The organism is Pseudorhodobacter antarcticus (assembly GCF_900110135.1).
In the GTDB taxonomy this organism is placed as follows: Bacteria; Pseudomonadota; Alphaproteobacteria; order Rhodobacterales; family Rhodobacteraceae; genus Pseudorhodobacter; species Pseudorhodobacter antarcticus.
The window spans coordinates 1-20,009 of the sequence record NZ_FOCO01000020.1; the positions used below are offsets into that span (position 1 = coordinate 1).

The window sequence follows — 20,009 nt, forward strand, 5'->3', positions numbered from 1 at the left end:
TGTCTTGACGCCAGCATAACTCGCGGAACATAACCTAAAGGTGGCTCACTTCTCGATGGAAAACCCGGCTCACATTTGCGTGGAAATTAACAGGCCAGCCCCTCTCGATCCGCCAAGACCCATTGAAACTATTGGATAATTTGGTGGTTTTGAATCGCTATCCCACATAAAACCCCACAAAGAAAAAACGCTTAGGCCATAGGTTTTTTGCCCCCAGATTGCGCAGGTTAAGTTTCAGGCATTACCCAAACGCCCAAATTCTCTGAATTGTGGATGCGCGCAATTTGCATCCCCCTCCGGTACTTTGCTTGCACCGTTTAAGGATTGCGCCAACCCCACCCCTATTTTTTTCAGCTATCGGTGTGAATGAAGGGGCAAGCATCGGTCCTGATGTTATCGGCCCAAGGTTTGCGCATACCCCCGCCGATACGGCCAAGCATGGGGCAGCGGGTTAGTTGCCATAGGTCGGCAGTCATTGGCCCGCGTGCGTTTAGGGCAATGCGTTCACGCAATCGCGTGCCAGCTTCACCAGCGCCATTATATAGCGCCTGTTTTGCATGGTTGCTTGTGGTCTGTCACCATGCACCCATGCCCCATTGGGGGGGGCAGTTGGTGCGCCACCGCCCGCGCTGTGCATCCGGCAAACGTGCCAGTTGTGCCGCGCCGGGGATTTGCAGCGCTTGCCCGTTGTTTTGGCCGATGCGGTGCATCTTTGTGCGTGTTCCACGTGATGATGGGCATCGATTCCACGTGATGATGGGCATCGATTCCACGTGATGATGGGCGCTCATTCCACGCGAAGGTGGGCAGCCATTCCACGGGATCGTGGGCAGGTTTGATCGACAATCAAATGGCATAGGTTTTGGCTTTTAAAGCAGCCAGGAGTGCCTATGCCCACCGAGAGATTATCTATGCGCCGTATACGAGACCTTTTAAGATTGAAGTTCAGCCAGGGGATGAGCGATCGGGCGATTGCTGGGTCCCTTGGACTGAGCAAGGGAACGGTCGGGAATTATCTGATGCGTTTCACCCAAGCTGGCCTATTGTGGCCGCTACCCTCAGATCTGGACGACGACAGCTTGGAGTTGCTGCTGTTCCCTCGACCGCCGATGGCTTCGCTCTTGAACCGATCAGTACCGGATTGGGCGGCGATTGACCAAGAGTTGCGTCGACCTGGCGTGACGCGTGCGCTGTTGTGGGAGGAGTATCGCGCGCAATCCCCGGATGGGTTTGGCTATGCTTGGCTATGCTTGGTTTTGCGAGCATTTTGACGCCTGGAAGGGCCGGGTGCGGCCGACAATGCGCCAAACGCATGTGGGTGGCGAGAAGATATTCGTCGACTTTGCGGGCGACACGATTGATGTGATTGACCCCGCGACCGGGGAAGCGCGGGCCATGAAGCTGTTCGTGGCGACGATGGGGGCCTCGAATTACACCTATGCTGAGGTGGTCGCATCGGAGGGATTGGAAGACTGGATCCTCGCCCATGCCCGGATGTTTGCCTTTCTCGGTGGCGTGCCGAAGGCCGTGGTGCCGGACAATCTGAAGTCAGCCGTGATCAAAGCAGACCGGTTCGACCCGGGGCTGAACCGGACCTATGCCGAGATGGCGGCGCATTACGACACGGCCGTTCTGCCCGCGCGACCGCGCAAGCCCCGTGACAAGGCGAAGGTCGAGGTGGCCGTGCAAGTGGCGCAACGCTGGATACTGGCACGGCTGCGCAACCATCGGTTCTTCTCATTGGTGGAACTGAATGTTGCGATCCGGCGGCTGCTGGACGAGTTAAACATGCGCGTGATGCGCGGCTACGGCGCCAGCCGTGCCGATCTGTTCGCCACGCTGGACCGGCCCAACCTTCAGCCTTTGCCGCCCGAGCCTTATGTCTTCGCCCGGTGGAAGCGCGCCCGTGTTGCACCCGACTATCATGTCGAAGTCGACAGTTCTTGGTATTCCGTGCCCTTCGCGCTGATCAAACAAGAAGTCGATGTTCGCACAAGCGGTCCGAGCGTCGAGATATTCCATTGTGGCCAACGGGTTGCGAGCCATCTGCGCACCCCGGGTCGGCGCAGCCACGTGACTGTGGCCGACCACATACCCTCTGCACATCGCCGCTTTGCCGAATGGACGCCGGCCAGAATGCTGGCGCAGGCAACGAAGACCGGCCCCGCCGTGGCCGCATTTTGTGAGATGGTCATGGCCGACCGCCCGCACCCCGAGCAGGGCTTTCGCACCTGTCTGGGTGTGCTGGCCTTGGTCAAAACCTATGGGCCCGCGCGCGTTGACGCGGCCTGTCAGCGGGGTGTTACCATCCGTGCTCGCACGGTCACGTCCATCCGTTCGATCCTCAAGAACGGCCTTGATCGTGCCTTCCTGGAAGGCCCCGAAGAAGCCTCCCCCCTCCAACACGCCAACATTCGTGTTGGCGGCTATTACCACTGAGAAAGGAACAGAATGCTGACCCACCCCACCCATGACCGACTTCTGGCTCTCGGCCTGACCGGAATTGCATCGGCGCTTGAAGAGCAACGCAGGTCGACCGTTTTTGATGACCTGTCGTTTGAAGAGCGCCTCGGCCTGCTGGTTGACCGAGAAGCCGCAGAACGCGACGCCAAAAAGCTCGCCTCCCGGCTCAAGTTCGCCGCCCTGCGCCAGGATGCAAGCGCAGATCTTCAAGGCTTTGGGATCTCGACCTTCGCACACCCCGCGGCATTGACCGCAGTGTCATGGCGCATCTTGCCGATGGCGCTTGGATCGCGCGGCATGAGAACCTGCTGATAACTGGCCCCACCGGCCTTGGCAAAAGCTGGATCGCCTGCGCCCTAGGTCACAAGGCCTGCCGTGACGGGCGGCCTGTCCTCTACCAGCGTGCCCCGCGCATGTTCGAAGCGCTCGCCCTCGCCCGAGGCGATGGCCGCCACGCGCGCATCCTCAAAACCATCGCCCGCATGGAAGTGCTGATCATTGACGACTGGGGTCTCGCCGTCCTGACCGCAGCAGAGCGCCGCGACCTGCTGGAAATCTTCGAAGACCGCCACGGCCGCGCCTCCACCATCGTCACAAGCCAATTGCCCGTTGAGCACTGGCACGAGGCCATTGGTGACCCAACCCTGGCCGATGCCATCCTCGACGTCTCGTTCATAACGCACACAGGCTAAAACTTACCGGAGAAAGTATGCGAAAGGCAGCCGCACGAAACTCAAGCCTTGACCTGACACAACGACCCTGAATCAATGAACCTGTCGGTCAAACCACCTGCCCAACTTGGCGTGGAATGACTGCCCACGATGCCGTGGAACGAGTGCCCACGATCGCGTGGAATAGCTGCCCAACTTCCGTGGAATGCGCACATCTTGGCGCGCTGTGGGCCTTGTGTATGGGGTTGGTGTCACTTTTCATCACCACCCGCCCCCCATGCGGCACGGCCCCCACAATGGCTTGCTCGCCCGCGTTCACTGTCACATGCTCCACTGTAACCTTTTGTTGCCCGCCCGTGCGATAGCGTTTCAATGCCTCCATCTGGGTGGCATAGGTGCGGGCCAGCTTGTTCAAGGCGCGTTCGGCGGAGTCTTGCTGGGCGATGTTCTCCACATGGTTCAACCGCCGCGCCATCATCATGGTGGCCTGATGGATAGCCGCCATCTGCACTGCAAGCATGGCCTCCAATTCATCGCGTGGCTGGACACCTCGCACCACCGACAAAAGGAAGTTGCTTGCGCCTTCATCTACCTTGCGGTCAATGACATGCTGATTGGTGGGGCAGGCACCGACCGGGTGGTTTACGCGGGGCCTGCCAGCAATTTCAGCTTCACCGCGTCGGGGTCAGATATCATCGTGAATGGTACCGTGGGTGGCGAAGGCACCGACACCCTGTCGGGGATTGAACAGATTGATTTCAACGGCGTTGTGTATAATTTGCGCGCGGGCGGCACCGGGAATGACAACCTTTTTGGCGGCATCGGCTCCGATCTGTTTGTGACCGGCTGTGGCAATGATGCGGCCTATGGGGGTGACGGCGCTGACGCATTTTATGGCGGCGCTGGCAATGACCAGCTTTATGCCGGTGCGGGCGATGATCTGGCTTATGGCGAAGACGGGGCTGATACGATCCATGCCGATGCTGGCAATGACACAGTTTTTGGTGGCGCGGGCAATGATACCGTTAACGGTGACGCGGGCGATGACCTAATTTACGGCGACGCCGGAAATGACGGGGTTTCTGGGGGGCTTGGCAATAATACGGTGTATGGGGGCGATGCGGATGACACCGTTTCCGGTTCCGGAGGCGAGGATGTGCTGTATGGCGACGATGGCGCCGATACGGTTTACGGCGGCGACGATAATGACACGCTTTATGGCGGCGCGGGGGCTGATAACCTGTCTGGTGATTCCGGGGCTGACGTTTTCTATGCCGGGGCTGGGGATACGGTGTTCGGCGGGTCTACGGGCATCGACAATGACACGCTGTTTCTTGAAAACGTCGAAAGCATCACTTACGGCAGCGGCGGCGAATCTGGCACTGTCACCTTTACCGCCGCGAGCGGTGGGGGGACGCTGAGCTTTTCCGATATCGAGAATGTTCGCATTATTGGGCAGGTGGATGGCACGGGCGGCAATGACAGCATGGAGGCTGGCTTTGTCGATGCGGATGGGGACCAGATCGGCGCGGGCAGTGACACGGTTTATGGCGGCGCGGGCAATGACACGATTGCGGCGGGCAGCGGCAATGACCGGGTGTTTGGCGGGATTGGCGATGACAGGCTTGCGGGCGATGCGGGCAACGACACGCTGACCGGTGGCGCGGGCAATGATGTGCTGTTCGGTGGTGAGGGGTCGGACCGTTTCATCCTGGACAGTAACTTTGGCAATGACACTATTTTTGGTGGTGAAACTGGCACGGATGTCGATGTGCTGGACACAAGCGGGTCGTCGGGTGCGCAAAACATCACACTGAACAGGTCCGAGGCGGGCAATTTCATCAGCGCGCAAAAGCACTGCCGCATTTTCAGAAATCGAACAGTTCGTGATGGGCGGCAGCGCCGATACGTTCATCGGCACGGCTGCCACGTCTGGGGTGACGGTCGATGGCGGCGGCGGCAATGACAGCATCACAGGGGGCAGCGGTGCCGACAGCCTGATCGGCGGCAGCAGCAATGACAGCCTTTCGGGCGGCGCGGGCAATGACACGCTGGATGGCGGCAGCAATAATGACACGTTGACCGGCGGTGCGGGCAATGACCTTTTGGATGGTGGGTCGGGCACGGACCGCGCGGTATACGCGGGGCCTGCCAGCAATTTCACCGTCACCCTATCTGGCAGCAACGTCATTGTCGCCGATACCGTGGGCGGCGAAGGCACTGATACGCTGACTGGGATTGAACAGATTGCGTTCAACGGTGTCGTCTATGACCTGCGTCTGGGCACCAGCGGCGTGGACAGTATTGGCGATACCGGTGGCAGCCCCGATTTTGTTGTGGCGGGCGATGGCAATGACGGGATCACAGGCACTGCGGGCAGCGACACGATGTTCGGGGGCAGCGGCAACGATGTACTGTAAGGCGACAGCGATGCAAAAGATGTGATGTATGGCGATGCCGGTGACGACACAATTTACGGTGGCGATGCCAGCGGAAACCAGTCCTTTGGTGGTGACGGCGACGACAGCATTGTGGATGGCAGCGGTGATGCCGTTCTGGATGGTGGGGCAGGAAATGACTTTATTGGCGCGGGTGGCGGTAGCGACTTGTTTTATGGCGGTGACGGCGACGGTGCCGACACGATCACGGGCGAGGCGGGCGATGACACGATCTTTGGTGGGGCCGGTGCTGACCTTTTGTACGGCGAAGATGGTGCCGATGTGTTTTGCGGCGGTGCGGGCGATACCGTTGTTGGTGGCGAGGGCGGAACCGACAATGACACGCTGATCCTGAACCATGCGGATGTGCAAAGCATCAGCTATGGCGGTGGCAACAATGAGGCGGAAACGGTTACATTTACTGCGGCCAGCGGTGGCGGCACGCTGACATTCTATGAGATTGAGACTATCCGCATGGCTGGGCAGATCGATGGCACTGCGGGTGCCGACAGCATGGGTGCCGGTTACACGGATGCCGATTGCGACCAGATCGGTGCTGGTCATGACCGCGTGGTTGCGGGCGCGGGCAACGACACGCTGTTTGGCGGCGCGGGCGATGACCAGTTGCAGGGCGGGGTTGGGAACGATTCACTGTTTGGCGGCGATGGCGATGACACGCTCGCGGGGGACGCCGGCAATGACCTGCTTTATGGTGGTGCGGGGTCAGACACGCTGAGTGGCGGCGCGGGCAATGACAGCCTTGTGGGTGGCGATGGGGCCGACCTGTTTGTGTTCGATGCGGGCGGCGGCGGCGATGTGGTTGCGGGTTTCAACGTCACGCTGGTGAATGGCAAAACCCTGGACCAGCTTGATGTCAGCGAACTGCGCACCACGGGGGGCGATCCGATCAAGGCCAGCGATGTCATTGTCAGCGATGACGGGAATGGCAACGCTGTTTTAACCTTTCCCGAGGGGGAGACGATCGTGCTGCAAGGCGTGGCCCCTAAAGATGTAGACAGCAAGCAAGCCATGGCCCGCATGGAGTTTCCGTGTTTTGGCACTGGCACGCTCATTCGAACCCCGCAAGGCTGGCGGGTGGTGGAAACCTTGCAGGCGGGCGCGCGGGTGATGACCCATGATGGGGCGGCGCTGCCCATTCTTTGGGTCGGGGCGCAGCAGTTGACCCGCTGTGATTTGGCGGCAAACCCGCATCTTTTGCCGGTTCTGTGCGCGCCGGGCAGTTTGGGGAACCGTCAGGCGGTGCTGGTTTCGCCGCAGCATTGCATTCTGATGGTGCTGAACGGCGAGGAGGTGTTTGTCCGCGCCATCCATCTGGCCCGTGCGGGGTTTGCGGGGGGACGGGTGGCAATGGGCAAGCGTCAGGTTGGTTATCACCATATTTTGCTGGATCGTCATGCCATTTTGGATGCGGATGGGGCGGCGATGGAAAGCTTTTATCCCGGGCGCATGGCCATGGCGGCGGTGCAGCCACAGGTGCAGCGGGCGATTGCGGCCGTGATCGGCGCTGGCCTGCCGCGCGATGATTTTGAAGCCTTGTACGGCCCCCGCGCACGTCGGGTTCTTGCCGGGCAGCAGGTGGCAAAAGTCATTGCGCAAGGTGGATTGCGCAGGGTGCAGGACTGCCGCGCGTTGGCAATGTTGTGTCGTCCCGGTCTTTGTGGGTGACGTTTGGAAATACGCTTGCCCGTTTTGATGGGACGCGTCAGGCCTGACCGCAGGGGTGGAGGGGGTTCAGAAAGGCAGATGGGCGTTAGGGTTCGTGTCGGATTGCCCCGTTTTTTCATTTGGTGCTGACCGCTTGGAAACAGGGTATTCTGATGAAAAGTCGTTGGAGTGATGGATACCTGTGGGGTATGGCGCTGCAGGGAAGGGGGGATAAGTCCTTGCAGAATCCGACAGGCATGGGCGTAAGCTGATTGGGATTTGGTTATTTACCAACAGGAACATGGGTTGTCGAGATAACGGTGCCATCCGCGGCACAGGTTAGGCGCAGGCGTTTGCCCGCGTGGTAAAAAGAGAGGCGAAAGCGGCCAGCATCTGTGCCGTCGCCCGCCTCAAACCGGCTGGTGATATCGCCGCTGCGCATTTTTTCGGGCACCGCTGCGGGGGGCAGCCCCAAGAGGGGGCCCAGGTCATGGGCGTCGATGGTGGGCTGGCCGTTCGTCATGGTGATTTTCAAGATGTCGCCTTGTTGGTTCCATTGGGCCCATCGGCCGCGTTTGTCACGTCTGCCGCGTTTGTTCCATCGGCACGGTCCATTAGTCGCCTGATATGGCGGGCAAAGGCAAGGGTTGCGGGCGCGCCGATCACGCAGCCCAGTGTCAGGGACAACGCGCTTGACAGCACTGGCCCGCCGACCCAACTGCCGATGAGGGAGGCGAAGAATACGTTTACCGCCGCCGCCCCTGCCGCAAAGGGATATAGCACCAGTGCAATGCGCGCAGTGGACCAGCCGCGCCTGTTCACTTGCGCATGACCAGATGATGGACCAGCCACAGGGCGGCCATCAAAGCGAGGGACGCGATTGCGAACCAAAACTCGGCGGTGGCCGATTGCGCCTGCGGGATTGGGCGGTCAAAGGCGGTTGCAAAGGCGGGAGATGCCATGAGGATGGTCAGAAGGGAAAGCAGGCGCATGTTAAGACTCCGTTGTCAGGGTGCGGTAAATATCGGGCAGGGCGCGTGGCAAGCGTTCGGGGTTGGACATCAGGCTGAAACCGCCGCGGCCAAAGATGCGGGCGAACCAATCTTGACCATCCTCATCAATGATAACGCCGTGCAGGGATTGTCCGGCGCGCCGCGCCTCGCGCACGGCCATGCGGCTGTCCTCAACCCCGTGTTGGCCTTCGTAATGGTCCAGATCATTGGGTTTGCCGTCGGTCAGCACGATCAGCAATTTGCGCGCGGCGGGTTGCAGCGCCAGCATCGCAGAGGTGTGGCGGATGGCGGCCCCCAGCCGGGTGTAATGGCCGGGCCGCAGCGCGCAGATATTGGCGGTGATGGCGGGGCCCATTTTATCGTCAAACCCTTTGCAGCGGGTCAAAAACACGCGGTCGCGGCGCAAAGAGGAAAACCCCCAAATGCCAAGGCTGTCGCCCGCTGCATCAATGCCCGTGGCCAGCGCGGCCAACGCTTCGCGCGCCACGTCAATCACGCAAGTGTCGCCCACCGCCGCCTCGGTTGATCGGGACGTGTCGATGAGGAAGGCCACAGCCAGATCGCGTTCAATTTGGCGGGCGGCGTGCCAGATGCGGTCGCTGCCGGTGCCTGTGGCGCGCAGATCGGCCTGTGCGGTGATCAGGGCATCAAGGTCAAGGTCGCTGCCGTCGATTTGGCGGGGTTGCAGGATGCGGCGGGGGCGCAGGGTTTCGAATTGGCGGCGCACCTCGCGGGCGCGGGCGGCGTTGGGGATGAACGTCTCGTCCGGGTCGGGCACGGCGGGGGCATCCAGCACGCGGGTGTGGTCGGCCATATAGCTGCGGCTGCGGTGGTTCCATTCGGGATAGGTGAATTTGCCAGCCAACGCCTCGGTGTCTGCATCTGTTGGGGACAGATCAAGGTGCAGGCGCAGGCGGGTTGCGGCGCGTTTGTTGACTTTGGACAGGGTGATGTTGTCTTGATCATCGGCGGCCTTTTGGGCGTTTTCGGTGTCGTCATCATCGACGCTGCGGTTCAAGTTCATGGATTCGACCCATGAAAAGATGGATTCGAAGCGGTGCAGGATGAAGCTGTCTTTGCGGTTCGCCTCATCCCGGTCGCGGCGTTCGCCCAGTTTGCGGGTGGTGGTGGCGGCGGTTGGGGGCGGTGGCGCTGCCGCATCCGGGGCGTGATCGGCGCCTGCGCCTGCCGTTGCATCGGTAAAGCGCAGCCAGAAGGGCACGGGGGCAAAGGGCATGTAGCTGCGGTTTTGCGCCACGTTTGGCGGGGCTGTGGGGGTGCCGTTAAGGTGGTCACACACGGCTTGTTCCATCGCGGCCTCGGGTGCTGGAAGGTGAAGGGTGGCGCGCGCGTGCAAGGTTTGTGCGCGCATTTCGGCATAGGCCGCGCGCAGGCCGGGGCAGGCGGCATGGGCCAGATCTGCCGCTGCGGCATTGGCGGTGATTTGGGCGCTGTCGGCGATTTGGGCGCTGGCGGTATCCGGGTTTGCGGTGGCTTGGGGCACCTTGGCAAAAGCGGCGAGGGCCACCAGCCAGAAATAGGTGGCGCGGTTCAGTTTCGGGTCGGCATAGACGGCGATGAACGGGGGCAGGCGCAGGCGCGCCCCGTCAAAGCTGGCGATATATTCCTTTTCGCGTTCTGCCCCCAGCTTGCGTTGCAGGCTGCGGCGGTGGCGGGTGAGGGTGGCGGCCGTTTCCGACATTTCCACGCCCGCATCGCCGCCAAGGGCACGAAACAACACCGCAAGGCTGGGCCGGACCTGCGCCAGTGTCACGGCAGCGCCCGCATGGACAGCGTCGCCGCCCATGCCATGCGCCATATCGTGCCACAGGTTGCCGATCGTCTCCTCCGGCTCCATCAGGTCCAGCAGTTTCATGGTGCGCCCCTTTTATCCGTAGACCGTGGCGACCAGATCGCGCAGGGCGGTCTGAACATCAGCATCATCGCTTAACGGTTCAATGATCGCGGCTTCAATCGCTTGGGGGATTGCCATGCCGCCCGCCATCAAAGTGGCGGCATAGATCAGCAGGCGGGTGGAGACACCTTCCTCGAGGTCCATGCCGGATAGGGCGCGGATATGGCCCGCAAGCCGAACCAGAGGGGCCACGCGCGCAGCATCCAGCCCGCTTTCACGGACCACCACGGCCAGTTCCAGATCGGGTTTGGGAAAGTCGAATGTGACTGAAAGGAAGCGTTGCCGCGTGCTCGGCTTCATCCGTTTCAGCACGTTTTGATAGCCGGGGTTATAGCTGGCCACCAGCATAAAGCCTGCGGGGGCGACCAGCTCCTCTCCCGTGCGGTCAATCATCAGGGTGCGGCGATTGTCGGTTAGGGGGTGCAAGACGACCGTTACATCTTTGCGCGCCTCAATCACCTCATCCAGATAGCAGATCCCCCCCTCCCGCACGGCGCGGGTCAGGGGACCATCGACCCAAACGGTTTCGCCACCTTTCAGCAGGTAGCGCCCGATAAGGTCGGCGGCGGACAGATCATCATGACAGGCCACGGTGAACAAAGGTTTGCCCAGTGTGGCGGCCATATGTTCGACAAACCGGGTTTTGCCACAGCCGGTCGGCCCCTTCAAAAGAAGGGGCAAACCATGTGTATGGGCCATCGTAAACAGCGCACATTCGCGGCCAGAGGGGGCATAGTGGGGGATGGTTTGTGCAAGATCTTTCATCATCATTCCCCTGGCATGGTGACGGCAGGGCCGGGTTCGATAATCTCGCGGTTGCGGATCACCAGCTGCGAATAGATGAACAACAGCGCACCGATCACCACCGCAATCCCCGCGCCAAAGCGCATTATATAAAAGATCGACAAGCTGTCTTGGACATCCATGTAATAATCGCCCACAACCCTTTGCATATGGGTTTGGATGGTGCCTGCGAATGTCAAAACAAAGGTCATAAAGGCCATGCCGCCGGTCATTAGCCAAAAGCTGACCATGTTCAGCACTTGGTTATAAGGCTGGCGGCCCCGCAGCAGTGGAAACGCATAGGTAAAGATCGCAAGGTTCAAGGCCACATAAGCGCCATAGAACGACAGGTGCCCGTGGGCGGCTGTGATCTGTGTGCCGTGGGAATAGAAGTTAACCCCGTGCAGCGTGTGCAAGAACCCCCAGACACCTGCGCCAAAGAAAGCAACGGTGCTGGACCCCAGCGACCACAAAAGGGCAGCTTTGTTGGGGTGGTTGCGCTTGCCCTTCCAGACCATGATGAAGGCGAAAGACATCATCAAGAAAAACGGGATAACCTCAAACGTGGAGAAGATGGAGCCGACCCACTGCCAGTAACCGGGCAGACCAATCCAGTAAAAATGGTGGCCTGTGCCGAGGATGCCGCTGAACAATGCCGTGGCGACGATGACGTAAAGCCATTTTTCGACCACTTCACGGTCCACGCCTGTCAGCTTTAGCAGTAAAAAGGCAAGGATTGCGGCCATGACCAATTCCCAAGTCGCTTCCACCCACAGGTGAACCACGAACCACCAGTACATTTTGTCCAAGCTGAGGTTATCGGGGTTGATGAAGGCAAACACCCACAGCAAGGACAACAGCCACAGGCCCATCAACAAAACGTTGGTAATCGCGGTTTTTTTGCCCGCAAGCACCGTCATTGAGATGTTGAACAGAAAAATAAGTGCGGCGACCAAGATGCCGAATTTGACCCAAAGCGGTTGTTCCAGAAATTCGCGCCCGCCGTGGATGCCGACGAGGTAGCTGCCAACGGCCCCAAGCGTGCCGACCACCAAGATAATCAGTTGCAGGTAGGCGAGTTTAACCGAATAAATCTCACGCTCCGATTCCTCGGGGACCATAAAATAGGCAGCCCCGAAAAAGCCGAGCAACAGCCAGACGATGAGGGCGTTGGTGTGGATCATGCGGATAATGTTGAAGGGCAGGATTTCGGACAAGAAGTTGGGGGAGACATAAATCCACCCCGCCAACAGCCCGCCAAGGACCTGAATTCCAAACAGCCCCATCGCTGCAAGAAAGTACCAGTAGGCCACTCTTTGTGTTTGATATTTCATGATTTGTTTCCTTTTTGCGCGTGATTTTTCCGAAAATCGGTTCTCCCGTTTCGGGTCACGCTTGTCCCATCAACCCGCATCGTTGGGCGGCCAACCCTGCGTGTCGGTTTGGTCGGCCCAGCGGAAAAATTCTGCCAGCCCACGAATTTCGGCGTCGGTCAGATTGAATTGTGGCATTTGGCGACGCCCCTCAATGCCGCTGGGCTGCGCCTCCATCCAGCCTTTGAGGGTGTCGAATGCATCCTCGGGGTCGTCCTGCACGCCCCAGCGGGTCATCACATTGCCAACCTCGGGCGCGAAATACGCACCTTCGCCGTGCAATGTGTGGCAGTTGATGCAGGAATGGCGTTCCCAGACATGCTTGCCAAGGATGACCTCTTCGCTGAGTGGCATGCCGGCGGTTGACACCTCCACCACATATTTATGGCTTTGCGCTGTCAGGATGATGAACACCACGACAAAGAAGATAGACCCCCCATAGAAGATGTTACGCGCCCTTGATTTTGTAAGAAATTCTGCCATGTCACGGCCCCCATTCAGTGAATACCTGTAAGGGGGATACACCGCGACACCGCAGCCAAGTTTGCGCCAGCGCAACATTCGCGCTGTTTGGCTTGTTTATGGGGGGCGGTTTGGCGGTGCCGGTATGGGAGTGATTTACGGGGTTTTGCGCGGATTTTGGGCCAAGATCACTCCGTTTGGGGGGCTTGCCGGGTTTTGCGGCGCGCGCGGATGTCGTTTGCCAGATCAATGGTATAGGACGCAAGCGTGGCAAGGGCGGTTTCGGCCGCGTGGGCGTCGTGCGCTTCAATCGCTGTGGCGATGTCGGCGTGCAGGGCGATGATGCGGGTGCGCGACCGGGCGGTAAAAGTGATCATGTTCATCAAGGGCTGCATCGCTTCGACAGCGCCGGCGAGTTGATAAGACAGCACGGGGTTGTGCGCGCCATCGACCAGCGCACGGTGAAAGGCGACATCGGAGGCGCAGAACCCTTGGTCGCTGAGGCCGGGTTGCGATTGGCGGTGAATTTCTGCGCGCATGGTGGCGAGGTGGTCATTGCTGCGGCGCTGGGCCGAAAGGGGGATGCAAGCGCGTTCGAGGGCATAGCGCGCCTCGCAGGCTGTTTCAAAATCAACTTCGTTCATCGACAAAAGGAGGGTGGAAGTGGTGATTTGTTGGCCATACGCCTCTTCAAACGACAGGCGGTTCACGAAGGCGCCGCCGGTGGCACCGCGCTGGGTGCGGATCAGGTTTTGGGCGGCCAGTCGTTTCAGCGCCTCGCGGATGGTGGGGCGAGAGACCCCGAAACTGTCAGCAAGCTCTTGTTCAGACGGCAAGCGTTGATCGACCAGCAGGCGGCCCGCGATGATGGCGTCGCGCAGGGCGGCGGAAATGCGCAGGGACAATTCGCCTTCAGCGGCCATGGGGTAGGGGTGGGTCATGCGGGTCCTGACGCTGTAGGGTTTTATATGTCTTACAATTAAATGTTTGACATTTGGCGGGTGTCAGGGAAATCTAGGGGCAAGCGGCGCACCCGTCTAGGGGTGTCCTGCGATTCCCTTTTTCTGGGTGGCTGCATGGCGTTTTTGTCCCCTTCCCCTTTGCGCGGTTTGGCTGGTTTGAACCGGGCGGCGCTGGCATGGATTGGGTTTTATGCGGCGGTGCTGGCGGCGTGGCTGGCGGTGTTTGCGATGGCGGTGCAAAACCCGGCGCAAGGCCTTGGCGATATGCCCGCCGATTTTTGGGCATCTTTGTGCATCGCGGCGGGGCAGGCGGAATTTTTGCCTTTGGTTGCGATGTGGGCGATTATGTCGATGGCGATGATGCTGCCAACATTCGTGCCCGCGCTGCGGTGTTTTATGGACCTGTCGCACAGCGGGGCGGCGGATGGGCGCGGGGCGGTGGCGTTGGTGGCGGGTTATCTGGTCGTGTGGCTGGGCGCATCCGTGATGGGTGCTGGGGCGCAGTATTTTGCATCAGGCGCGGGGCTGGTGGGCATGACCGGGGCCAGCGTTTCGGGCTGGTTTACCGCGTTGTTGCTGCTGGGCGCAGGGGCGTATCAATTCACGCCCTTGAAAGAGGCGTGTTTGGCCAAGTGCCGGATGCCATTGACCTTTTTCATGGAGCGCTGGCAGCCGGGGGCGGCCCATGCGGGGCGGATGGGCGTGCAATTGGGTGTTTTGTGCCTTGGCTGTTGCTGGGCGCTGATGGCGCTGGGGTTCGTGGGCGGCACGATGAATTTGGTCTGGATGGGGCTTGCGACCTTGTTCATGACGCTGGAAAAACTGCCCGATATTGGCCGAATTTTGACGCGACCGATGGGGTATTTCTTGATTGCTGCGGGGGTGATTGTCGCCCTGCGCAGCCTTGTAACGGGGTGAAGGGAGACACCAATGGCGCTGGATTTGCCGGAATGGACGATGAAGGGGGAGCTGATCCTCAACTGCAATTGCACGGTGTTTTGCCCGTGCGTGGTGAGTTTGGGCAAACACCCACCGACCGAAGGCTATTGCCAAGCCTGGGTTGGCGTGCGGGTGGATGAGGGGCATTACGATGGTGAGGACCTTTCGGGGCTGAACATCGGGCTGATTATGGACATTCCGGGCAATATGGGGCGCGGCAATTGGAAAGCGGCGGCGTATATTGATGAGCGGGCCAGCGACAAAGCCTATGACGGCTTGGTTCGGATTTTTTCGGGCAAGGCGCGGGGCACCACGGGGTTGTTTGGCGTGATGGTGTCCGAGTTTTTGGGCGCGGAACGGTCCCCTGTGAGTTATGTGACCGAAGGCAAGACGCGGCATTTGGTGGTGGGTAAAAAGATCAATGGCTCGATTACGCCTGTGACGGGCAAGAACCCGGACGCCGAAATTGTGGTGACCAATACCGAATACTGGATGGGGGCCGATATTACGGTCGCGCAGGCCGACAAAGGCCGGGTGCGGGCCTATGGCCGCGTGTGGGATTTCGACGGGCGGTCCGCCGAGATTTGTCAGATTGATTGGAAAGGTCCGCGGTAAATGGCAACGATTGCACCCTCACGCCGGGTTCGGCGCACCCCGTTTTCGGCGGGCGTAGAGGCTGCGGGGGTAAAGGGGTATACGGTTTACAACCGCATGCTGCTGCCCACCGTTTTTGAAAGCATCACCGCCGATTATCGCCACCTGAAGGACCATGTGCAGGTTTGGGATGTGGCCGTTGAGCGGCAGGTGGAGGTGCGCGGCCCGGATGCGGCGCGATTGATGCAAATGCTGACGCCGCGCGATTTGCGGGGGATGCTGCCGGGGCAATGCTATTATGTGCCGATGGTGGATGAAACCGGGGGCATGCTGAATGACCCGGTGGCGGTGAAGCTGGCCGAAGATCGGTATTGGATTTCGATCGCGGACAGTGATTTGCTGCTGTGGGTCAAGGCGGTGGCGCTGGGGTTCCGGCTGGACGTGTTGGTGGATGAGCCGGACGTCTCGCCGCTGGCTGTGCAGGGGCCGAAAGCCGACGATTTGATGGCGCGGGTGTTTGGCGAGGAGATACGCCACGTGCGGTTTTTCCGCTTTGGTTGGTTCGACTTTCAAGGCCGCAGTTTGGCGATTGCGCGGTCGGGCTATTCCAAACAAGGCGGGTTTGAGATTTACGTCGATGGCACCGACATCGGGATGCCGCTGTGGGACGCGCTGTTTGCGGCGGGCGAGGATTTGGGCGTGCGCGCAGGTTGCCCAAATTTGATCGAGCGGATTGAGGGCGGTTTGCTGTCTTATGGCAACGACATGACCCGCGACAACACCCCGCATGAGGCGGGTTTGGGCAAGTTTTGCAACACGCATACGGCGGTGGGTTGCATTGGCCGCGATGCGCTGTTGCGGGTGGCCAAGGAAGGCCCGGTGCAGCAAATTCGCCCCATCGCGATTGGGGGCGACATTCCGCCGTGCGACCGGGTGTGGCCGCTGATGGCGGGGGGCAAACGGGTGGGGCAGGTGACATCTGCCGCGCGCAGCCCCGATTTTGGGGTGAATGTGGCGATTGGCATGGTGCGGATGACGCATTGGGATGCGGGTACGGTGCTGGAGGTGGAAACGCCAGACGGGATGCGGCCCGCGACCGTGCAAGACAAATTCTGGATTTGAAGGAGGTTTTTGATGTTCAACGCATTGTTGGTTGAAAAAGACGCAGAGGGCAAAACCCATGCGGCGGTGCGATCCATCGGGATGGACCGTTTGCCCGAAGGGGACGTGACGGTTGCGGTGGAATTTTCCACGGTCAATTACAAAGACGGGATTTGTGTGGGGCCGGGGGGCGGGTTGGTGCGGACCTATCCGCATGTGCCGGGGATTGATTTTGCGGGGGTGGTTGAGGCTTCATCGGACCCGCGATATGCGGTTGGCGATAAGGTGATTTGTACTGGCTGGCGCGTGGGCGAGGCGCGTTGGGGCGGTTATGCGCAAAAAGCGCGGGTGAAGGCCGATTGGCTGGTGCCGCTGCCAGCCGGTTTGACCACGCGCCAAGCGATGGCGGTGGGCACGGCGGGGTTTACGGCGATGCTGGCAGTCATGGCGTTGGAAGATCATGGGTTGGTGCCGGGCGCGGGCCAGGTGTTGGTTACGGGGGCTGCGGGGGGTGTGGGGTCTGTGGCAACAGCGATTTTGGCGCATCTGGGGTATGAGGTGGCGGCGGTCACCGGGCGGCCGGAAACGGCGGATTACTTGCGGGGCCTTGGGGCGGCGCAGATCGTGGCGCGCGCCGATTTGGCCGAAACCGTAAAGCGCCCGTTGGAGGGCGAGGTTTGGGCCGGATGCATTGACGCGGTCGGCGGGGCCATGTTGGCGCGCGTGCTGGGGCAGATGAAATACGGGGCGTCCGTTGCGGCGGTGGGCCTTGCGGGGGGGGCGACCTTGCCTGCCAGTGTTATTCCCTTTTTGCTGCGCGGCGTGAACTTGCTGGGGATTGACAGCGTGATGCGCCCTTATGATGACCGGGTGCGGGCGTGGGACCGGATTGCGCAAGATTTGCCGATGGATAAGTTGGAGGCGATGGTGCAGCCCGCGACCCTGTCTGATTTGCCGCGCCTTGGGGCGGATATTTTGCAAGGACGGGTCCAAGGCCGCGTTGTGGTCGATGTGAACGCCTAAACCTGTATTCCGGCTAACCTGTGCGTTGCAAGACAGATGCCAAAGGCAGCATTTGGGCTTGCACGGCAGGGTCCGGTCGGGTGAGGTCGGTTAACTTGGTGGTTTCCATAAAGCGCACCGCCCGCATCCCGCGATTTTGCCCCAGTTTGCCGCCCGCAAGACGGGTGCCATTCAGCCCTTCGATGTCGATTTTATCTAAAGCGGCACTGCCCAAGGGCAACGGATCGCCGACTTTCAGGTTCAAGATCATGTCCAGTGGCAGTTTCATGCGGACCAACACGGCGACCAAATCTGCGGTCGCCTCCATCACTTGGGCGCCCAGAGCGGCTTCAAAAACCATTTCTGCGGCGCGGCTGGGCGGGGCATCGGGGGTTTTGGGGTGGCGTCCCTTGCCATCTGCGGGCAGCGCCAAAAAAACCTGCCCGGTTTTTGCGCCATTGCCCAGACTGATATCCGCTTGCATCAATTGATAGGTGACATCCTCCAGCAGCAGCGCCAAAGGGCGCGCATCCTCGAGGAAAGAGGCATAGCGAAAGCCGCTGGTCCAGATGAGGTCGTTGGATTGCAACAGCTCCGCCTCCAGCCCGTCAAGGGCGCGGTCGATCAGGCTGGACACCATCGCCGCATCGGTGCGGGTGGGGCGGCGCAGCAGGGCGGCGGTGCCACTGACCTTGCCCACCATTTGCATTTCCAAAATTCCTGCCAACACTTCGGGTGACAGGACCATTAGGCCCAAACCATCCTTTGGCCCTTCCAGCATGACAATCAAAGCGCAGTCGGTTGGCAGATCCAGCAGTTCATTTAAGGACCGCCGGTTCAGCGATAAGGCTGTCATATCGAGTTCAAGGCCCATTGCATCACGCGCCGCGCGGGCAAATGCCAGCTTCCACGCTTTTGGAGCTCCTTTTACAACTGTGGGGACGCTGTTCTTGCGTGACTGGCTGATCTTTCGTTTTATGCCGCTTTGTTCCAAGTTCACCCCCGTATCCGACTTTTTCGTTTTCGCAGAAACAGGTTTCTGATCGGTTAACGCATTCAAACTCTCCTTGACCCGGTCTGCGCTTGCGCTTAGCAAGATTTTGTCCGAACGGGTGCGCGTTTGCGTTGTTCCGGGCCTGTAGCTCAACTGGTTAGAGCAGGGCGCTCATAACGCCTTGGTTGCGGGTTCAAGTCCTGCCGGGCCTACCATTACCTTGATTTAAGTGTGTTATTTCATGGTGTTACCTCTAAGTGGGGCTAACCTTGAAAACGGGTTAGCCTGAGTTCTTAGCCATAGCGCGGTCCGCTGCGCTACTTCTGTTGAAGGTGTCGGCGTACTTCTGGGCCTCTGCGAGTGTTTTGTGCCCAGTGATCGACATCATTTCATGCGGGGTACACCCAGCCTCAATCAGTCGCCTTGCGCAAGCCTTGCGCAGTCCGTGGCTGCTACAAAGAGGAAGCCCTGCTTCATCACACCAAGCCCGCATGGCGTTACCCACCCCGTTGACCGACCGGGGCTTTCCCACGTCAGTCTCTAGGAATGTTGACATGCCATCGGCGTATTCCAGTGTCTCTTGCAGGTAAGGATGCACGGGCATATCAATTACAACGCCTTGTCGTGTTTTCATCTTCTGCCGGGTGTACCGCAGTCGTCCCTCTTTAATGTTAGCGGGGCCGAACTGCACTGCGTCACATCTAGCTGCTGCTGTGTACAGCATCAGTGTCATAGCACGGTGCGCCATGCTGCCCATCAGGTGCGTCCCATAGAACTCGCTGATCTCGTCTTCTGTCCATGTGTGAAAGCCTGTGCTTCCTGTAGACAGCTTCTTGATCGTCCTCGCTACGTTCGTGGGTGTAATGCTGTGGTCCACGGCGTAGTCTAGGAGAAATCGCCATACACGCAGATCGTTGTTTGCGCTGGATGGCGTATTGATCTTGTCGGCCATGAATTGCTTGATGTGCTCACGGCCAAGGCGGGCTACAGGCTTCTCACCATGCTGGTCATTCAGCCGGGTAGCGATGTACCTGTAGCCCCGTTGGGTAACTGGTCCGAGGGCTTTGAACTCCACAGACTGATACCACCCCTCTATCACGGCGGACAGGCTACCGGGTTGGGAGCCTGAGTGAACCTTTCCTATAACCTGCTTGCCGAGCCTTTCGCCATTAACAGCAGCCGCGTACCTGCGGTTGAACTCGTCGGACCCATACACTGTTCCCAGATTAAAGGTCACGCCGTCCTTGCGATACCGCCACCGTAGCTTCTGGTGACGATCACGATAATGGCTCACGCCGGGGTACGCTTTCTGTTTCATGGCTTATTCATCCCACGGGTTATTGGAAGTTGATGCTGCGGTGTCAGAACCCGCGAACGTAAACTCCACAACCCCGTTAGGGTAATGCTTTGCGCCGACCGCCACCCTACCGTGCCTCTCAGCAACTCGCAGAGTGCGGTCTAGTGCAGCTTGTGTCGATCTGCGTCTAGCGGGTAGGGTAGGGGTGTTAGGCACTGGTTAGCCTCCGAATAGCGGTTGTGTTGTCACAGTGTCGTAGCCTGTATAAGCTGCGGATGGCACGAACAGCAGTACGTCGGATGGCCCATTGGCGGGTATCTCCGGCATACCGCGCCCG

General features: G+C 59.9%; 18 protein-coding genes, 1 tRNA gene and 3 pseudogenes. 11 read left to right on the plus strand and 11 right to left on the minus strand.

Annotation, left to right across the window (positions count from 1 at the left end):
* The first annotated feature begins 890 nt into the window (after positions 1-890).
* Both istA and istB read left to right on the plus strand, forming a co-directional pair.
* A pseudogene (gene istA / locus BMY36_RS11095) lies at positions 891-2,439 on the plus strand (IS21 family transposase).
* 12 nt (positions 2,440-2,451) lie between these two features.
* Positions 2,452-3,226, plus strand: a pseudogene (gene istB / locus BMY36_RS11100) (IS21-like element helper ATPase IstB).
* 17 nt (positions 3,227-3,243) lie between these two features.
* Here istB and BMY36_RS19915 read toward each other — a convergent pair.
* Positions 3,244-3,639, minus strand: coding sequence for a hypothetical protein (locus BMY36_RS19915; protein WP_175469287.1), 396 nt, complete (start codon positions 3,637-3,639; stop codon positions 3,244-3,246).
* Here BMY36_RS19915 and BMY36_RS11110 point away from each other — a divergent pair.
* The 4 genes and pseudogenes from BMY36_RS11110 to BMY36_RS20885 all read left to right on the plus strand — a co-directional run bounded on the left by BMY36_RS11110 (position 3,625) and on the right by BMY36_RS20885 (position 7,258).
* Positions 3,625-5,100, plus strand: coding sequence for a calcium-binding protein (locus BMY36_RS11110; protein ID WP_175469288.1), 1,476 nt, complete (start codon positions 3,625-3,627; stop codon positions 5,098-5,100). The genes BMY36_RS19915 and BMY36_RS11110 overlap by 15 nt on opposite strands.
* Positions 5,024-5,554 (plus strand): calcium-binding protein, encoded by a 531-nt coding sequence (locus BMY36_RS11115; protein ID WP_050519923.1) that lies wholly within the window; start codon positions 5,024-5,026, stop codon positions 5,552-5,554. The genes BMY36_RS11110 and BMY36_RS11115 overlap by 77 nt, the downstream gene beginning before the upstream one ends.
* Before the next feature lie 18 nt (positions 5,555-5,572).
* Positions 5,573-5,869, plus strand: a pseudogene (locus tag BMY36_RS20880) (calcium-binding protein); the annotation flags it as partial.
* A gap of 177 nt (positions 5,870-6,046) precedes the next feature.
* The gene (locus BMY36_RS20885; RefSeq protein WP_336469877.1) at positions 6,047-7,258 is read left to right on the plus strand and encodes a Hint domain-containing protein; all 1,212 of its coding nucleotides are present in this window, start codon (positions 6,047-6,049) and stop codon (positions 7,256-7,258) included.
* Between the two features lie 262 nt (positions 7,259-7,520).
* On the opposite strand, the gene BMY36_RS11125 is transcribed toward BMY36_RS20885, so the two are convergent.
* The 8 genes from BMY36_RS11125 to BMY36_RS11160 all read right to left on the minus strand — a co-directional run bounded on the left by BMY36_RS11125 (position 7,521) and on the right by BMY36_RS11160 (position 13,724).
* Positions 7,521-7,772, minus strand: coding sequence for a DUF6522 family protein (locus BMY36_RS11125; protein WP_050519925.1), 252 nt, complete (start codon positions 7,770-7,772; stop codon positions 7,521-7,523).
* Positions 7,769-8,059: a hypothetical protein gene (locus BMY36_RS11130; RefSeq protein ID WP_050519926.1), complete on the minus strand. Its 291-nt coding sequence runs from the start codon at positions 8,057-8,059 to the stop codon at positions 7,769-7,771. Before BMY36_RS11130 ends, BMY36_RS11125 begins: the two co-directional genes overlap by 4 nt.
* On the minus strand, positions 8,056-8,229 hold the full coding sequence (locus BMY36_RS11135; protein ID WP_050519927.1) for a hypothetical protein: 174 nt from the start codon (positions 8,227-8,229) through the stop codon (positions 8,056-8,058). The genes BMY36_RS11130 and BMY36_RS11135 overlap by 4 nt, the downstream gene beginning before the upstream one ends.
* A gap of 1 nt (position 8,230) precedes the next feature.
* The gene (locus BMY36_RS11140; RefSeq protein ID WP_050519928.1) at positions 8,231-10,126 is read right to left on the minus strand and encodes a nitric oxide reductase activation protein NorD; all 1,896 of its coding nucleotides are present in this window, start codon (positions 10,124-10,126) and stop codon (positions 8,231-8,233) included.
* Between the two features lie 12 nt (positions 10,127-10,138).
* A complete protein-coding gene (locus tag BMY36_RS11145) occupies positions 10,139-10,930 on the minus strand; it encodes a CbbQ/NirQ/NorQ/GpvN family protein (protein ID WP_414811684.1) in 792 nt (263 codons plus the stop codon).
* A 2-nt stretch (positions 10,931-10,932) separates the two neighbouring features.
* Positions 10,933-12,282 (minus strand): cbb3-type cytochrome c oxidase subunit I, encoded by a 1,350-nt coding sequence (locus BMY36_RS11150; RefSeq protein WP_050519930.1) that lies wholly within the window; start codon positions 12,280-12,282, stop codon positions 10,933-10,935.
* 69 nt (positions 12,283-12,351) lie between these two features.
* Positions 12,352-12,804, minus strand: a complete 453-nt coding sequence (locus BMY36_RS11155; protein WP_050519974.1) for a c-type cytochrome — start codon at positions 12,802-12,804, stop codon at positions 12,352-12,354.
* Between the two features lie 167 nt (positions 12,805-12,971).
* Positions 12,972-13,724, minus strand: coding sequence for a FadR/GntR family transcriptional regulator (locus BMY36_RS11160; protein ID WP_231579721.1), 753 nt, complete (start codon positions 13,722-13,724; stop codon positions 12,972-12,974).
* Positions 13,725-13,859: 135 nt separating this feature from the next.
* On the opposite strand from BMY36_RS11160, the gene BMY36_RS11165 reads away from it, so the two are divergent.
* The 4 genes from BMY36_RS11165 to acuI are packed head-to-tail and all read left to right on the plus strand — an operon-like array spanning position 13,860 to position 17,402.
* Entirely contained in the window at positions 13,860-14,663 is an 804-nt protein-coding gene (locus tag BMY36_RS11165; RefSeq protein WP_082224859.1) for a DUF2182 domain-containing protein, read from the plus strand.
* Positions 14,664-14,675: 12 nt separating this feature from the next.
* A complete protein-coding gene (locus tag BMY36_RS11170) occupies positions 14,676-15,299 on the plus strand; it encodes a DUF1326 domain-containing protein (RefSeq protein ID WP_050519931.1) in 624 nt (207 codons plus the stop codon).
* Positions 15,300-16,400 carry a dimethylsulfoniopropionate demethylase gene (locus BMY36_RS11175; protein WP_050519932.1) on the plus strand — a complete coding sequence of 367 codons (1,101 nt, stop codon included), beginning with the start codon at positions 15,300-15,302 and terminating at the stop codon, positions 16,398-16,400.
* 12 nt (positions 16,401-16,412) lie between these two features.
* A complete protein-coding gene (gene acuI / locus BMY36_RS11180; protein WP_050519933.1) occupies positions 16,413-17,402 on the plus strand; it encodes an acryloyl-CoA reductase in 990 nt (329 codons plus the stop codon).
* 13 nt (positions 17,403-17,415) lie between these two features.
* Here the strand turns inward: acuI and BMY36_RS11185 are convergent, their stop codons facing one another.
* On the minus strand, positions 17,416-18,375 hold the full coding sequence (locus BMY36_RS11185; protein ID WP_139194015.1) for a flagellar motor switch protein FliM: 960 nt from the start codon (positions 18,373-18,375) through the stop codon (positions 17,416-17,418).
* A 138-nt stretch (positions 18,376-18,513) separates the two neighbouring features.
* Between BMY36_RS11185 and BMY36_RS11190 the strand changes: the two genes are divergently transcribed.
* Positions 18,514-18,590: transfer RNA gene (locus tag BMY36_RS11190), tRNA-Ile, on the plus strand.
* A 65-nt stretch (positions 18,591-18,655) separates the two neighbouring features.
* On the opposite strand, the gene BMY36_RS11195 is transcribed toward BMY36_RS11190, so the two are convergent.
* Entirely contained in the window at positions 18,656-19,693 is a 1,038-nt protein-coding gene (locus BMY36_RS11195) for a tyrosine-type recombinase/integrase (protein WP_050519934.1), read from the minus strand.
* Between the last annotated feature and the right edge of the window lie 316 nt (positions 19,694-20,009).

Bases quoted from the DNA above. Each gene is read 5' to 3' on its own strand.
- BMY36_RS11110 (WP_175469288.1), top strand. From the start codon at position 3,625: ATGGATAGCCGCCATCTGCACTGCAAGCATGGCCTCCAATTCATCGCG.
- BMY36_RS19915 (WP_175469287.1), bottom strand. From the start codon at position 3,639: ATGGCGGCTATCCATCAGGCCACCATGATGATGGCGCGGCGGTTGAAC.
- BMY36_RS11115 (WP_050519923.1), top strand. From the start codon at position 5,024: ATGGGCGGCAGCGCCGATACGTTCATCGGCACGGCTGCCACGTCTGGG.
- BMY36_RS20885 (WP_336469877.1), top strand. From the start codon at position 6,047: ATGGCTGGGCAGATCGATGGCACTGCGGGTGCCGACAGCATGGGTGCC.
- BMY36_RS11135 (WP_050519927.1), bottom strand. From the start codon at position 8,229: ATGCGCCTGCTTTCCCTTCTGACCATCCTCATGGCATCTCCCGCCTTT.
- BMY36_RS11140 (WP_050519928.1), bottom strand. From the start codon at position 10,126: ATGAAACTGCTGGACCTGATGGAGCCGGAGGAGACGATCGGCAACCTG.
- BMY36_RS11145 (WP_414811684.1), bottom strand. From the start codon at position 10,930: ATGAAAGATCTTGCACAAACCATCCCCCACTATGCCCCCTCTGGCCGC.
- BMY36_RS11150 (WP_050519930.1), bottom strand. From the start codon at position 12,282: ATGAAATATCAAACACAAAGAGTGGCCTACTGGTACTTTCTTGCAGCG.
- BMY36_RS11155 (WP_050519974.1), bottom strand. From the start codon at position 12,804: ATGGCAGAATTTCTTACAAAATCAAGGGCGCGTAACATCTTCTATGGG.
- BMY36_RS11160 (WP_231579721.1), bottom strand. From the start codon at position 13,724: ATGACCCACCCCTACCCCATGGCCGCTGAAGGCGAATTGTCCCTGCGC.
- BMY36_RS11165 (WP_082224859.1), top strand. From the start codon at position 13,860: ATGGCGTTTTTGTCCCCTTCCCCTTTGCGCGGTTTGGCTGGTTTGAAC.
- BMY36_RS11170 (WP_050519931.1), top strand. From the start codon at position 14,676: ATGGCGCTGGATTTGCCGGAATGGACGATGAAGGGGGAGCTGATCCTC.
- BMY36_RS11175 (WP_050519932.1), top strand. From the start codon at position 15,300: ATGGCAACGATTGCACCCTCACGCCGGGTTCGGCGCACCCCGTTTTCG.
- acuI (WP_050519933.1), top strand. From the start codon at position 16,413: ATGTTCAACGCATTGTTGGTTGAAAAAGACGCAGAGGGCAAAACCCAT.
- BMY36_RS11195 (WP_050519934.1), bottom strand. From the start codon at position 19,693: ATGAAACAGAAAGCGTACCCCGGCGTGAGCCATTATCGTGATCGTCAC.